Genomic DNA, 13,855 nt, shown 5'->3' on the forward strand with positions numbered 1-13,855 from the left:
AGAGACGTCCTGATCAGAGTCTCTTCTCTCTATGTCTAATGTCTTATTTCTGAACTTCTAGTAAGTGGCTTACAGCAGCTATCATTCCTAAGATGGAAGGTGTAGCTTCGTGCTCTACTACTTGGTGAAGTTTTTTGAATCCTAAAGCTTCAAGCGTTCTTTTTTGGGTCTTAGATCTATTAATAGCGCTTCTAACTTGTTTTACTCTAATTGTTGCCATTATTATATTTATTAACCGTTAAACACTTTATCTAAAGAAACTCCTCTCATTCTTGCAATCTCTTCTGGTCTTCTGATGTCCAACAATGCGTTGAAAGTAGCTTTCACCACATTGTGCGGGTTAGAAGAACCTTTAGATTTTGACAATACATCGTGTACACCTGCAGATTCTAGTACTGCACGTACTGCACCACCAGCGATAAGTCCTGTACCGTGAGACGCAGGTCTCAAGAAGATATCAGCACCACCGTATCTTGCAGAAGTCTGGTGAGGAATTGTATGGTTGATCACAGGAACTTTCACTAAGTTTTTCTTAGCATCTTCTACCGCTTTCGCGATTGCAGAAGCAACTTCTTTAGATTTACCCAGTCCGTAACCGATGATCCCGTCCTCGTTTCCTACAACAACAATTGCAGAAAATCCGAAAGCTCTACCACCTTTGGTCACTTTAGTTACTCTGTTAACATCAACTAGACGATCTTTTAATTCTAATCCTCCAGGTTTAACTCTTTCTATATTACTATCTACCATGTTTTCTGAATTTTTAAAATTAGAATTTAAGACCAGCTTCTCTAGCACCGTCAGCAAGAGCTTTCACTCTACCGTGATACACGAATCCGTTTCTGTCAAATACAATATTCTCGATACCAGCTGCTTTTGCTTTCTCAGCAATTGCTTTACCTACTGCTGTAGATACTTCTGTTTTTGTACCCTTAGCGTCTACTCCTTTATCTCTAGAGGAAGCAGATACTAATGTTTTACCTTCTTTATCATCTACTAATTGTGCGTAGATCTCTTTATTACTTTTGAATACAGACAATCTTGGTAATGTAGCAGATCCTGAGATCTTACCTCTTACTCTTCTTTTGATTCTGTTTCTCTTCTCAACTTTTGTTAATGCCATTTTCTTAAATTTTATGCAGATTTACCGGCTTTTCTTCTAATGATTTCACCTACGAACCTAACACCTTTTCCTTTGTACGGCTCAGGCTTTCTGAAAGATCTGATCTTTGCAGCCACCATTCCAAGAAGTTGATTATCGTAAGAAGATAATGTAACGATCGGGTTTTTCCCTTTTTCAGTCAATGTATCTAGTGTTACTTCTTTTGGAAGTTCTAGAACGATACCGTGAGAGAATCCAAGAGCCAATTCTAATCTTTGGCCGTTGTGAGACGCTCTGTATCCAACTCCTACCAATTCTAATTTCTTAGTAAATCCTGTAGTAGTACCAACAATCATATTGTTGATAAGCGCGCGGTACAAACCGTGAAGCGCTTTGTGCTCTTTTGAGTCAGAAGGTCGGCTGAACGTAAGTACGCCGTCTTCCTGTGTGAAGGTGATCCCTCCTGTAAGTTCCTGGATCAATTCGCCCTTTGGACCTTTAACTGTTACAACGTTATCTTTTTGAGAGATTGTAACACCAGCAGGAACTTCTATAATTGCTTTACCAATTCTTGACATTTTCCTTGTTTTAAAAAATTAATATACGTAGCAAATTACTTCACCTCCTACTTTCTCTTGTCTCGCTTTTTTATCTGTCATTACTCCTCTAGAAGTAGAGATAATAGCTACACCTAGTCCGTTAAGTACTCTTGGAAGTTCTGTAGAACCTTTGTACTGTCTTAGACCTGGTCTAGAAGCTCTTTGGATAGACTTGATAGCCGGCTTGCTAGTTTGCTTGTCGTACTTAAGAGCGATTTTGATAGTTCCTTGAACCGCGCTATCCTCGAACTTGTAGTTCAAGATGTAACCTTGGTCAAAAAGAATTTTCGTAAGCTCTTTTTTGATTTTTGATGCAGGAATTTCCACCACTTTGTGGCCTGCGCTTTGTGCGTTCCTTACTCTTGTTAGGAAATCTGAAATTGGATCTGTTACCATTTCTTTGTTTTAAATTATTGGTTAATGACAATCAGTATTGAAAAGACTTGAAGATTAAAGACTTATATGGATCCGAATAATTCTTCGCCTGATCTCTTTACCTTCAGTATCTAAACAACTTAATTGTCACTTTGATTTTCTTAATTTCATTATATTCTAATAAACAAAGTCAAAAAGAATAATTGTCACCCAGGGAAATAATAATTTTCTGAGCGGGTGCAAAAGTACAAAAAAAATTAATAGTATTTATTTTTTTCTTTGTCCTTGAGTCATTTCAATTTATCCTCTATTTATTAAAATACAGCTGACTTATAAAAATATAGAAGTCAGCTGTAAAAATTTTAATTGCTTACCAACTAGCTTTTTTCACGCCTGGGATAAGTCCATTGTTTGCCATTTCTCTGAAAGTTACTCTGGAAATTCCGAATGTTCTCATATATCCTCTAGGTCTTCCTGTCAATTTACATCTGTTGTGTAATCTTACAGGAGAAGCATTTTTAGGTAACTTCTGTAGTGCATCATAATCTCCAGCTTCTTTCAAAGCTTTTCTTTTTTCAGCATATTTAGCTACAGTAGCTTCTCTTTTGCGCTCACGCGCTTTCATTGATTCTTTAGCCATCTTAGTTCTTTTTGAACGGTAAACCGAAGTGAGTTAATAATGATTTTGCTTCTTTGTCAGTTTTCGCAGTCGTTACGAAAGTGATGTCCATCCCTTGGATCTTCTTCACTTTGTCGATCACGATCTCTGGGAAGATAATTTGCTCAGTGATTCCTAAGTTATAATTACCTCTACCGTCGAAACCATCAGCCTTGATACCAGAAAAATCTCTAATTCTTGGTAGTGCAGAAGATGTCAATCTGTCTAAGAATTCATACATTTTATCAGCTCTAAGAGTTACTCTAGCTCCGATCGGCATTCCTTTTCTTAGTTTGAAAGCAGCCTCATCTTTTTTAGATAAAGTACCTACAGCTTTTTGTCCAGTGATTGCAGTCAATTCTTCTACAGCATAATCCACGATCTTTTTATCTTGAACAGCTGCACCAAGTCCTTGGCTGACAACAATCTTCAATAATTTAGGAACCTGCATTACAGATTTGTACCCAAATTCTTCCATCATTGCAGGAACAATCGTGTCTTTATATTGTTGTTTTGGTCTTACTATATATTCCATCGTAAATTTTAATTATAAAGTTTCTCCAGTAGTTTTCGCTACTCTTACTTTTTTGTCTCCTTCTACTTTGGTTCCAGTCTTAGTAGCTTTCCCGTCTTTGTCAACAAGTGCTACGTTTGAAATGTGTAAAGAAGCTTCTTTTTCAACAATTCCACCTTGAGGGTTGGAAGCAGACGGCTTAACGTGTTTTTTCACGATGTTGATACCTGCAACAATCACTCTTGGATCTTTACCTTCTTTTCTGATTACTTCAAGAACTTCACCTTTGCTACCTTTATTTTTTCCAGTAGTTACCAGTACGTTGTCTCCTCTTTTTATTTTAACTTTTGTCATTTTTTCTAAAATTTTAAAATTAAAGTACTTCAGGAGCTAATGAAATAACCTTCATATATTCTTTGTCTCTCAACTCACGAGCAACCGGTCCGAAAACACGTGTTCCTCTCATCTCTCCTCCAGCGTTTAGCAAAACACAAGCGTTGTCTTCGAATTTGATGTATGAACCATCTTTTCTACGTACTGCTTTTTTAGTTCTTACTACTACCGCTTTAGATACTTGACCTTTTTTTGCGTTTCCTGATGGTGTAGAATCTTTGATAGTCACTACAATTTTATCACCAACAGAAGCATATCTTCTTCTAGTACCACCTAGAACTCTGATCACTAGTACTTCTTTAGCACCTGTGTTATCAGCAACTTTTAATCTTGATTCGGTTTGTAACATTATTTAGCTTTTTCTATGATTCTTACTAATCTCCATCTTTTGCTTTTACTCAAAGGTCTAGTTTCTGTAATCAAAACTGTATCGCCCTCTGTGCACTCGTTGTTCTCATCATGTGCAGTATATTTTTTCGTTTTCAAAACGAATTTACCGTACATTGGATGCTTTACTCTCGTAGTTTCACTAACAACAATAGTCTTTTCCATTTTATTGCTGGAAACTATTCCGATTCTTTCTTTTCTTAAATTTCTGTCCATTGTAAAAAGGAATTATTGTTTGTTAGTTAACTCTGTGTTAAGTCTTGCGATTGATTTTCTCAAATCTCTGATTAAGATCGGATTCTCAAGTGGACTGATCTTGTGAGCTATCTTCGTTTTCGCGTAGTTAGCTTTAGCTTCAGCCAATTGGTTTTGTAGATCCTCTTTGCTTAAATTTTTGATGTCAGCGTTTTTCATTTTAATAGAGATTATAGAGGTTTAACAAAATCATTAGCAACTACGAACTTGGTAACGATCGGTAACTTCTGAGCAGCAAGCCTAAGCGCTTCTTTTGCTACTTCGTAAGGTACTCCACCAACTTCGAACATAATTTTACCAGGTTTCACTACGGCTACCCAATATTCTACAGCACCTTTACCTTTACCCATCCTTACTTCGGCTGGTTTCTTGGTAATAGGCTTGTCTGGGAATATTTTGATCCATAACTGACCCTCTCTTTTCATATATCTTGTCGCAGCGATACGAGCTGCTTCAATTTGTCTTGCAGTAATCCAAGCTCCTTCAGTAGCTTTGATCCCGAAAGTTCCGTAAGCGAGTTGATTCCCTCTTTGGGCAATCCCCTTCATCTTCATCTTATGAACTCTACGGAATTTGGTTCTTTTTGGTTGTAACATAATTTTAAATTTTAGATTTTAGAATTTAGATTTTAAAAAAGTAACGGTCATTTAAAAACTGGCCTCTAAAATTTTATTAATTATTTCTTCTTGGTTTTCTGTCGCCTCCTCTGTTCTCTCTGTCTCCGCCTCTGTCATTTCTGTCATTACGTCCTCCAGAAGGTGCTTTTTTCTGTTGTCCTACAAGTGGAGTAAGGTCTCTTTTACCGTACACTTCTCCCTTCATGATCCAAACTTTCACTCCTAATTTACCATACTGGGTCAATGCTTCACCGATGTGATAATCGATATCTGCACGGAAAGTAGATAAAGGAATTCTTCCGTCTTTGAAGTTTTCAGAACGTGCCATCTCAGCGCCATTCAATCTTCCAGAGATTTGAACTTTGATACCTTCTGCACCCATTCTCATTGTAGAAGCGATCGCCATTTTCACAGCTCTTCTGTAAGAGATACGGTTTTCAATTTGCTTCGCAATGCTGTCAGCAACAAGTACTGCATCTAGCTCAGGTCTTTTGATCTCGAAGATATTGATCTGGATATCTTTTCCAGTCAATTTTTTCAACTCTTCTTTTAGTTTGTCAACCTCTTGTCCTCCTTTACCTATAATTAAACCTGGTCTAGCAGTTGTGATAGTTACAGTTACTAATTTAAGTGTTCTCTCAATATATATTTTTGAAATACCACCTTTAGCTAATCTTGCTTCAAGGTATCTTCTGATTTTGTAATCTTCAGCGATTCTATCACCGTAGTTTTTACCTCCATACCAGTTAGAATCCCATCCTCTGATGATACCTAATCTGTTACCGATTGGATTTGTCTTCTGTCCCATACCTTGAATTAATTTTTAGTACCTAAGATTAATGTAATGTGGTTAGATCTCTTTCTGATTCTGTAACCTCTACCTTGTGGTGCTGGTCTTAGTCTCTTCAATTGTCTTGCGCTATCCACAAATATTTCTTTTACAACTAGGTTTGCCTCCTCGATGTCAGCACCTTCGTTTTTTGATTGCCAGTTAGCAATTGCAGAAAGTAATACTTTTTCCAATTTCTCAGAAGCACCTTTCTTAGAATATTTTAGAATAGACAAAGCTTTTTCTACCTCTACTCCTCTAATGATATCAGCAACTAATCTCATTTTTCTTGGAGAAGATGGGCAGTCGTTGTGCAACGCTTTTGCCACATCTTGGTTTGCTATTTTACGTGCTAATGCACTTTCTCTTTTTCTTGATCCCATGATTATCTACCTCCTTTATTTTTGTTACCACCGTGACCTCTGAAAGATCTTGTCGGAGAAAATTCGCCTAGCTTGTGTCCTACCATGTTTTCTGTAACATAAACCGGGATAAAGGATTTCCCGTTGTGTACTGCGATAGTTTGACCTACGAAGTCTGGAGAGATCATAGACGCTCTAGACCAAGTTTTGATTACAGTCTTTTTATTAGACTCTATATTTGCCTGAACCTTTTTATCTAAAGTATGATGAATAAATGGTCCTTTTTTAAGTGATCTTGCCATAATTATTTACGTTTAGATATGATATGACGGTTAGACGCTTTGTTTTTCTTTCTAGTTTTGTAACCTTTAGCTGGCATACCGTTTCTAGATCTTGGGTGACCTCCAGAAGAACGTCCTTCACCACCTCCCATTGGGTGATCTACAGGGTTCATTACTACTGGTCTTGTTCTAGGTCTTCTTCCTAACCATCTGCTTCTACCAGCCTTACCTGATACAGTCAACTGATGGTCTGAGTTAGAAACAGATCCAACCATTGCATAGCACTCAGTAAGGATCATTCTAGATTCTCCTGAAGGCAATTTAACGATTGCATATTTTCCGTCTCTTGAAGTTAATTGAGCGGATGATCCAGCACTTCTAGCAAGAGTAGCACCTTGTCCTGGTTTCAATTCGATACAAGAGATCACAGTTCCTAGTGGAATGCTTTTCAGCTTCATTGCGTTACCAACATTTGGCTCTACGCTTTCTCCTGAGATGATTACTTGATCTACTTTGATCCCGTTTGGAGCGATGATATATCTCTTCTCTCCGTCTGCGTACTCCACCAATGCGATGAAAGCAGTTCTATTTGGATCATATTCTACAGTTTTTACCGTTGCTTCAACATCATGTTTGTTTCTTTTGAAGTCGATAATTCTGTATTTCTTTTTGTGTCCACCGCCGGTGTAACGCATGGTCATTTTACCAGTTTGGTTACGTCCACCTGACTTACTAATACCAACTGTTAGAGATTTCTCTGGTTTGTTGGTAGTAATTTCCTCAAAGTTGTTTACAACTCTGAATCTCTGTCCCGGGGTGATAGGTTTTAATTTTCTAACAGACATTACTCTTATTTATAAATTAATTAATTAGTTGCGAAAATATCAATAACTTCTCCAGCTGCCAATGTTACGATAGCTTTTTTCAATTTATTGGTTTTCCCAACTTGAAGTCCTTGTTTAGTGTTTTTAGTAGAAACTTTAGGCGCATAAATCATCGTTCTAACGTCCGCTACTTTTACACCATAATGTGCTTCGATAGCACTTTTGATCTGAATCTTATTTGCTTTTGGAGCAACTAAGAAAGAATAAGCACCTCTCAACTCTGTAAGATAGTTTGCTTTTTCTGAAATGATTGGTTTAATAATAAGTGACATGATTTATTTCTTTAAGTTTTCCTGAAATTTTTCTACTGCATCTTCCAAGAAGATAATCTCACCTGCGTTGATCAAGTCGTAAGAAGAGATCTCGTTGTAAGTTAAAACTCTCGTTTTAGGTAAGTTTCTTGAAGATAAATATACATTCTTGTTAGACTCAGGAAGTACGAATAATGATTTTTTACCTGTAAGGGTCAAAGCATCCAACAATGTGATGAATTCTTTGGTCTTAGGCGCATCAAAACTGAAACTTTCCAATACTCTAACACTGTTATCTTTCAATTTTTGAGAAAGTACAGATTTCTTAGCTAATCTTTTCAAAGATTTGTTCAATTTGAAACGGTAATCTCTTGGCTTTGGACCAAAAACTCTACCTCCACCTTTGAAAGTTGGCGACTTGATATCACCATATCTAGCAGACCCAGAACCTTTTTGCTTCTTCAGCTTTCTAGTAGAACCTGTGATCTCGCTTCTTTCTTTTGATTTGTGAGTACCTTGACGCTGAGCAGCAAGATATTGTTTAACCTCTAAGTAAACCGCGTGCTGGTTTGGCTCAATTCCGAAAACTGTTTCGTCAAGAGTTACTTTTCTTCCGGTTTCTTTTCCTGATGTATTTAATACTACTAGTTCCATTTTCTGATAATTACATAAGAATTTTTCGCTCCCGGAATAGCACCTTTTACTACTAAAAGATTTTGTTCCTCATCTACTTTTAACACCTGAAGGTTTTGAACAGTTACCTGCTTACCTCCCATTCTGCCTGCCATTCTCATCCCCTTGAATACTCTAGATGGATCTGAACCCGCACCGATAGAACCTGGAGCTCTAAGTCTGTTGTGCTGTCCGTGAGTTGCCTGCATTACACCTCCAAAGCCGTGTCTTTTAACAACACCTTGGAAACCTTTACCTTTTGAAGTCCCTGTAACATCCACGAATTCTCCTTCGCCGAATAATTTCACAGTTACATCTTCTCCTACTGTTACTTGGTCTACGAATTCTCTGTAGAATTCTACCAACTTAGCTTTAGGAGTTGAACCAGCCTTTTTAAAGTGGCCAGCTAACGCTTTACCAACGTTCTTCTCACTCTTGTCATCGAAACCTAACTGAACAGCTTTGTAACCGTCCTTCTCAATGGTTCTGACCTGTAAAACCGAGCATGGACCTGCTTGAATAACGGTACAAGGCAAGTTTTTGCCGTTCTCGTCAAACAGAGATGTCATCCCGATTTTTTTTCCAATAATACCTGACATTATTTATATATATCTATTATATTAAAACTTAACATTTTAGCGGTCTTCGTAATGTACTATGTTTGAAATAGGCATACTCCTTCCCTAAAATGAGTGTGCAAATGTAAGAATATTTTTTATATTGACAAATAAATATTGGGAAATTATTTGATAATTTGTGAGTTACGTGATTTTGGGAAAATATTCTCCTGGAAAGGATGTTTTGAATGACGGATTTATAATTCAGGATTTTTGTCCTGATACTTATTCTTGTGTTTTTTCACAGCCGCATCTATAGAATAACATTTATGGATATTCTCCGCGTGTTTGGACAATTCGGCGATTTTGACAAAGTAATCATGAAGTTGGTCCAGTTCTTTCTCAGTAAGGTCTTCGATATCAACCATTCTGTTACTTGCCTGTTTGCTGGCCGCGATGAGTTCATTCAGTTTGAGCTGGATTGCCTTCCCATCTTTGTTCTGTGCTTTTTGGATCAGGAAAACCATCAGAAATGTAATAATGGTTGTCCCGGTATTGATAACCAACTGCCAGGTTTCGGAATAATTGAAGATCGGACCGCTACCTGCCCACAGTATAACGATGAGAACCGCACCGATAAACGCATAAGAACTTCCCGTAAAAGTCGTGGCCCAGTTCGAGAATCTTTCAAACAAATTTTTATTGTTCATTTTTATTTTCAAAGTTAAACATTCGTCGTGATGCATTTTTGAATTTTATTTCCTGGGAATTCCTTTTGCCTTTTCATTTTAATGATTAATATTAATGATGCTTAATAACAGATTTCTATGAAGAGAACTTTTCATCTTCTTTTTTTTATTTTGTTAATGACCAGCTGCTCTAAAACTGACATTGATAATGACCACGGTTTTTACTACTGGCGATCAAAATTAATCTTGACCGAAAACGAACAGCAACTTCTTAATAACAGCAAAGCCCCAAATCTCTACACCAGATTCTTTGATGTCGTGAAGGAGAATGATCAATTCTTGGAAGTCGGCGTGATTTCTATTGACAAAGATCTTTCCATTAATAAAAAGATCGTTCCCGTCATTTTCATTACCAATGAAACTTGGTTCAACATCCAACCAAATGACATCGAACTTATGGCTGATCAGATCAATGAGCATATTAATAGGATCAAATCAAACAACAATCTCGATCTGGCAAACGAAATTCAGATCGACAGCGACTGGACCACTTCTACAAAAGTTGATTATTTTAAATTCCTACAAACTCTCAAAAGAGTTTCAAAGAAAAATGTGACCTGTACCTTAAGGCTTCATCAAGTCAAAGATAAATTGCAAACGGGAATTCCGCCGGTTGAGAAGATGTACCTGATGTGTTATGCCACTTCTTCCCCACTCGAAAATCAAAAACAGAATTCTATCCTGGATGTGAAGACTTTGAAATCCTATCTTAAACACTTGGATGATTATCCTATAAAATTAGATGTCGCTCTGCCGATCTATTCTTGGGGAATCGTGACGAATCATGTTGGAAAGAAAAAACTCATTAATGCCTTAACGGCAGAAGAATTGATGCAAAATAAAAACTTCAGGAAGATTAATGACAATAACTTTGAAGTTCTGAAAGACGATTTCTATTTCGGAATGTATCTCAACAAAGGTTTCAAGATCAAGGTGGAGGAAATTCCGGAGAAAGATATTCTGGAAAGTATTAATTTCATCAATGAAAAACTAGATTACAAACCACTCCTTATATATTATCATCTCGACGAGAGATTCACCAAAAACTATAATACCCTTTTCCAATGAAAAAACTAATTCTGACCGCCGCTCTATTTTTAGGTTTTCAAGAAAGTTCAAAAGCTTGTTCGTGGTACGACCCGGATCACGAATATTTCAACCTGTTTGCGCAAGAGATCATTCACAACAAAACCTATGAACCTTTTCTGCTTACTTACAGCAGTCATTTCTACGGTTATAATTATGATGGAAAAATAGACAAAAATGTTCCCGACGAGAACATCGAATCTTGGGTCAAATACTTTGACAACAAACTGACCTACGAAGAAACCAACGCCTTGGTCACCAAAGTGGACATCAAACATTTGAACAGTCTTAAGAAAGGTCAGCTGACCCATCCATTATTTCAGAAACTTGGGAAAGGTTTTTACACCAAATATCAGGAAGCGGTGGATTATCTGATCCAGGCAAAATATATGGAACCTTATATGCGGATCAACTATGTTGAGAATCCGGATGCTTACTATTACAGAGACGAAAAGACTGTCGTCAAGAATGCGACTCAACTTAATTATGAAAAAACGAACGCTGCACTGATCTCACTTTACAAAGCTGCAACCAATCCGGAAATCAAACTGAGATATGCCTATCAACTCGTGCGCTTCAACCATTATTCCAGAAAATATCAGTCGGCGATCAATGATTTCCAAACTTATGTGGAACCTTTGAAGCTGAAAAACCATATGTATTACTACGCGTTGGACCAAAAAGCCGGTGCCGAACGCGGACTGAAACAATTTGACAAAGCGAACTGGGATTTCTTCCAGGTCTTCAAGAATACGAAGAACAAAAAAGAAAGCGCCTACAATTCCATGTTTTTGGCGACGGACAAAGACTTCAATAAGATCCTTGCCCAAACCAAAATGCCTGAAGACAAAAATATGGCCTACTTTCTCCTTGCCTACAACTCCTTCAACAATCCCGTTCCGATCATGAACAAGATGATCGAGAACAACACAGAATCTGACATTCTAAAAGTCTTGACCGTGCGAGCCATCAATCAATTGGAAAGAAATTATCTGGTCGTGAATCCTTACTGTAATGACAAAGATTGCGACCATTTCCGAAATAAGAGATTGCCACTTTATGCACCAGACAATTATGCTAATCAATCAAAAGATTTCGCCAAAGATCTGGAGGCGACCATTGTCCTTGCAAAAAATAAAAAAGGCGCGGATGAATTCTGGCAACTTTGCGAAGCCTACATCAAATTCCTGAACACCGATTACAAAGGCAGCCAAAACGTCCTTTCCAAAATCAAAACATCAGATAAGGAATATTTGGCGGAGATCGAGAAATTCAAAATGTTGAATGAGATCGTTTCACAACCTACGATCACGCCGGCTTTTGAAAACTCATTGATGACAAAATATGCGAAGATCATCCAAGAGAAAGGCGATTATAGAGATTGGACGTACATGCCTTCTACGAAAGACTTTGTGGTGGACATTCTTGCCAACCGTTATTTCATCGAGAAACAGGATGCCAAATCTTTTCTGATGAACAACAATCTCTCCGACCTGCAATACAATCCGAATTCTGACCTCGTGAAAAAGGTGGAAGAGTTCTACAAAAAGCCAAACAAAACGGCGTTCGAAAATTACCTGGTGAAGAAAATGGAAGACATTGCCGATCCGGAATCTTTCTTCAATGTGATCTATGGCGACCGGGCGATGCGATTGGCAGACTTCACGAAGGCGAAAGCTTTTTATTCTAAGGCCAAGAACTACAAAGGCATCCCAAGAATGCTGGCCGACTGGAAAGACGATGGCAAAACCTACGTAGAAAAACCAATGGTCTTTGAAAATGGTGCTTACAATGGTTTCAATAATATCTCGTCTTTGGTTTTCGGACACAATGTTTGGGAAAGTTTCCAGAGTAAGCCAGAAGAATCGATGAAGGCGGAAGGACTTTCCAATTTTCCATTCATAAAAAACAAAATGAACAAGATCGAGCTGGCAGATGCGATGATCCAGTTGGAAAATATTGGGAAGGGTAATGATGACAAAGCCAGATTGGCCAATCAGCTTTTGGGAAATCTGCTTTACAACACATCGATCTTGGGATATTTCCGAGAGCTTTTTGTGATGGATGTCGATAACTACAATGGACCGAAGTTCCAATTTGGGAATGAGTTGCAGTCACCGTTTTATTTGTATTATAAAAACTTTTCCAGCAGAAGTTATGTGGAGCCAGACAACTTTGATCTCGCCATCAATTATTATAAAAAAGCTTTGACCTTATCAAAAGACAAAGAAAACCAAGCCCGAATTCTTTTCCAAATGGCGAGCGCCGAGCAAGGTAAATATTACCAATGGGAAGCCAACAATCCACTCGAAGTGAAATACGATGACCCGAAATACGAAGAGAAATCTAAACAAAACGAGCTCTTTGCCATCAAGACCAAGAATGAAAAATTCCGAACCTCGTTTGCACAACTGAAAGCCAACTATAGCCAAACAGCAACTTATAAAAATCTCCAGAGCAGTTGTCTGTATTTTGGATATTATACACGAAAGTAAGTTTCAATTAAATATAAAAAGCCGCTTCAATTTTGGAGGCGGCTTTTTGTTTTCTATGATTTGAAGGATGAAACTCAATATTGTCATTAAGGAAGAATCTGTTCAATTGAGATTCGTATAAATAACAATCTATAGTAATTTTCATCTCATAATATAATATCTACAATTAGTAACACACATTGTTGTTATATTCGTTTTTAATCTTTTTCTTTGTGATCAAACTAATAATTTTTGAGAATATGAGAAGACTAGTATATGCATTAGCCCTGTTTGTAGGAATCCACGTCCAATCGCAGGAAAAAACGAGCGTAGAGAAATCTGTTACCGGGATCCAAGTGGGATTTTTCGGTGCTGAGTTTTATAATGAAGCGAGACTTGCTGATCATTTTACGTTGAGAAGTCAGTTAGAATTGTACCCATCTATTTGGGGTGGCGACATGTACAGCAAAACAGGATTTGCTTTGACCCCAGCTATTTCTTTGACTCCAAAGTTCTATTACAATCTTCAAAAAAGAACAGATGCAGGAAAAAACACCACGAATAATTCTGGAAACTACCTTGCTTTGAAAGTTGAATATATCCCGGATTGGTTTGTGATATCAAATACCAAGAATCTTTCTGTAAGCGAAACAATATCTGTGGTCCCAACTTGGGGATTGAGAAGGAACTTTGCGAAGCATTTCAACTATGAGTTCAAAGCAGGTTTGGGTATTGGAAAGATTTTGAAGAAGGGTTATTCTACACAGGTCATTCCTGATCTTAGCTTTAAAGTTGGCTACGATTTTTAAG

Annotated in this window: 23 protein-coding genes; 3 read left to right on the top strand and 20 right to left on the bottom strand. The window is 37.6% G+C overall.

The window, feature by feature from the left end:
* Window positions 1-43 precede the first annotated feature (43 nt).
* The 20 genes from rpmD to BMW39_RS05940 all read right to left on the bottom strand — a co-directional run bounded on the left by rpmD (window position 44) and on the right by BMW39_RS05940 (window position 9,446).
* On the bottom strand, window positions 44-220 hold the full coding sequence (gene rpmD / locus BMW39_RS05845) for a 50S ribosomal protein L30 (RefSeq protein WP_034962842.1): 177 nt from the start codon (window positions 218-220) through the stop codon (window positions 44-46).
* Between the two features lie 11 nt (window positions 221-231).
* Window positions 232-750, bottom strand: coding sequence for a 30S ribosomal protein S5 (gene rpsE, locus BMW39_RS05850; protein ID WP_028122181.1), 519 nt, complete (start codon window positions 748-750; stop codon window positions 232-234).
* 19 nt (window positions 751-769) lie between these two features.
* Window positions 770-1,123 carry a 50S ribosomal protein L18 gene (gene rplR, locus BMW39_RS05855; RefSeq protein ID WP_034962845.1) on the bottom strand — a complete coding sequence of 118 codons (354 nt, stop codon included), beginning with the start codon at window positions 1,121-1,123 and terminating at the stop codon, window positions 770-772.
* Window positions 1,124-1,134: 11 nt separating this feature from the next.
* The gene (rplF, locus tag BMW39_RS05860; RefSeq protein ID WP_034973047.1) at window positions 1,135-1,680 is read right to left on the bottom strand and encodes a 50S ribosomal protein L6; all 546 of its coding nucleotides are present in this window, start codon (window positions 1,678-1,680) and stop codon (window positions 1,135-1,137) included.
* An 18-nt stretch (window positions 1,681-1,698) separates the two neighbouring features.
* Window positions 1,699-2,097 carry a 30S ribosomal protein S8 gene (gene rpsH, locus BMW39_RS05865; RefSeq protein WP_034962849.1) on the bottom strand — a complete coding sequence of 133 codons (399 nt, stop codon included), beginning with the start codon at window positions 2,095-2,097 and terminating at the stop codon, window positions 1,699-1,701.
* Window positions 2,098-2,446: 349 nt separating this feature from the next.
* Entirely contained in the window at window positions 2,447-2,716 is a 270-nt protein-coding gene (rpsN, locus tag BMW39_RS05870) for a 30S ribosomal protein S14 (protein WP_034962852.1), read from the bottom strand.
* Between the two features lies 1 nt (window position 2,717).
* Entirely contained in the window at window positions 2,718-3,269 is a 552-nt protein-coding gene (rplE, locus tag BMW39_RS05875) for a 50S ribosomal protein L5 (protein WP_034962854.1), read from the bottom strand.
* 12 nt (window positions 3,270-3,281) lie between these two features.
* Window positions 3,282-3,602 (bottom strand): 50S ribosomal protein L24, encoded by a 321-nt coding sequence (gene rplX, locus BMW39_RS05880; protein WP_034962856.1) that lies wholly within the window; start codon window positions 3,600-3,602, stop codon window positions 3,282-3,284.
* A 19-nt stretch (window positions 3,603-3,621) separates the two neighbouring features.
* Entirely contained in the window at window positions 3,622-3,990 is a 369-nt protein-coding gene (gene rplN, locus BMW39_RS05885; protein WP_028122174.1) for a 50S ribosomal protein L14, read from the bottom strand.
* Window positions 3,990-4,244 carry a 30S ribosomal protein S17 gene (gene rpsQ / locus BMW39_RS05890; RefSeq protein WP_015806738.1) on the bottom strand — a complete coding sequence of 85 codons (255 nt, stop codon included), beginning with the start codon at window positions 4,242-4,244 and terminating at the stop codon, window positions 3,990-3,992. Before rpsQ ends, rplN begins: the two co-directional genes overlap by 1 nt.
* A gap of 12 nt (window positions 4,245-4,256) precedes the next feature.
* Window positions 4,257-4,442: a 50S ribosomal protein L29 gene (gene rpmC, locus BMW39_RS05895; RefSeq protein WP_028122173.1), complete on the bottom strand. Its 186-nt coding sequence runs from the start codon at window positions 4,440-4,442 to the stop codon at window positions 4,257-4,259.
* Window positions 4,443-4,453: 11 nt separating this feature from the next.
* Window positions 4,454-4,879: a 50S ribosomal protein L16 gene (gene rplP / locus BMW39_RS05900; RefSeq protein ID WP_028122172.1), complete on the bottom strand. Its 426-nt coding sequence runs from the start codon at window positions 4,877-4,879 to the stop codon at window positions 4,454-4,456.
* A gap of 76 nt (window positions 4,880-4,955) precedes the next feature.
* Window positions 4,956-5,708 (bottom strand): 30S ribosomal protein S3, encoded by a 753-nt coding sequence (gene rpsC / locus BMW39_RS05905; RefSeq protein ID WP_034962859.1) that lies wholly within the window; start codon window positions 5,706-5,708, stop codon window positions 4,956-4,958.
* A gap of 8 nt (window positions 5,709-5,716) precedes the next feature.
* Window positions 5,717-6,112, bottom strand: coding sequence for a 50S ribosomal protein L22 (rplV, locus tag BMW39_RS05910; RefSeq protein ID WP_034962861.1), 396 nt, complete (start codon window positions 6,110-6,112; stop codon window positions 5,717-5,719).
* A gap of 2 nt (window positions 6,113-6,114) precedes the next feature.
* Window positions 6,115-6,393: a 30S ribosomal protein S19 gene (gene rpsS / locus BMW39_RS05915; protein ID WP_028122169.1), complete on the bottom strand. Its 279-nt coding sequence runs from the start codon at window positions 6,391-6,393 to the stop codon at window positions 6,115-6,117.
* Window positions 6,394-6,395: 2 nt separating this feature from the next.
* Window positions 6,396-7,217, bottom strand: a complete 822-nt coding sequence (rplB, locus tag BMW39_RS05920; RefSeq protein WP_034962863.1) for a 50S ribosomal protein L2 — start codon at window positions 7,215-7,217, stop codon at window positions 6,396-6,398.
* 20 nt (window positions 7,218-7,237) lie between these two features.
* Entirely contained in the window at window positions 7,238-7,528 is a 291-nt protein-coding gene (gene rplW / locus BMW39_RS05925; RefSeq protein WP_034962868.1) for a 50S ribosomal protein L23, read from the bottom strand.
* Window positions 7,529-7,531: 3 nt separating this feature from the next.
* On the bottom strand, window positions 7,532-8,161 hold the full coding sequence (gene rplD, locus BMW39_RS05930; protein ID WP_034973049.1) for a 50S ribosomal protein L4: 630 nt from the start codon (window positions 8,159-8,161) through the stop codon (window positions 7,532-7,534).
* Window positions 8,152-8,778 (bottom strand): 50S ribosomal protein L3, encoded by a 627-nt coding sequence (rplC, locus tag BMW39_RS05935; RefSeq protein WP_034962870.1) that lies wholly within the window; start codon window positions 8,776-8,778, stop codon window positions 8,152-8,154. The genes rplD and rplC overlap by 10 nt, the downstream gene beginning before the upstream one ends.
* 215 nt (window positions 8,779-8,993) lie before the next feature.
* Window positions 8,994-9,446: a low affinity iron permease family protein gene (locus tag BMW39_RS05940; protein ID WP_034973051.1), complete on the bottom strand. Its 453-nt coding sequence runs from the start codon at window positions 9,444-9,446 to the stop codon at window positions 8,994-8,996.
* Between the two features lie 117 nt (window positions 9,447-9,563).
* On the opposite strand from BMW39_RS05940, the gene BMW39_RS05945 reads away from it, so the two are divergent.
* From BMW39_RS05945 to BMW39_RS05955, 3 genes are all read left to right on the top strand, one after another.
* Window positions 9,564-10,553, top strand: a complete 990-nt coding sequence (locus tag BMW39_RS05945) for a hypothetical protein (RefSeq protein ID WP_083391898.1) — start codon at window positions 9,564-9,566, stop codon at window positions 10,551-10,553.
* Window positions 10,550-13,066 carry a hypothetical protein gene (locus BMW39_RS05950; RefSeq protein WP_034973055.1) on the top strand — a complete coding sequence of 839 codons (2,517 nt, stop codon included), beginning with the start codon at window positions 10,550-10,552 and terminating at the stop codon, window positions 13,064-13,066. Before BMW39_RS05945 ends, BMW39_RS05950 begins: the two co-directional genes overlap by 4 nt.
* 239 nt (window positions 13,067-13,305) lie before the next feature.
* On the top strand, window positions 13,306-13,854 hold the full coding sequence (locus BMW39_RS05955; protein WP_034973057.1) for a hypothetical protein: 549 nt from the start codon (window positions 13,306-13,308) through the stop codon (window positions 13,852-13,854).
* Window position 13,855 lies beyond the last annotated feature (1 nt).

The organism is Epilithonimonas lactis (assembly GCF_900110605.1).
GTDB classification, from domain to species: Bacteria; Bacteroidota; Bacteroidia; order Flavobacteriales; family Weeksellaceae; genus Epilithonimonas; species Epilithonimonas lactis.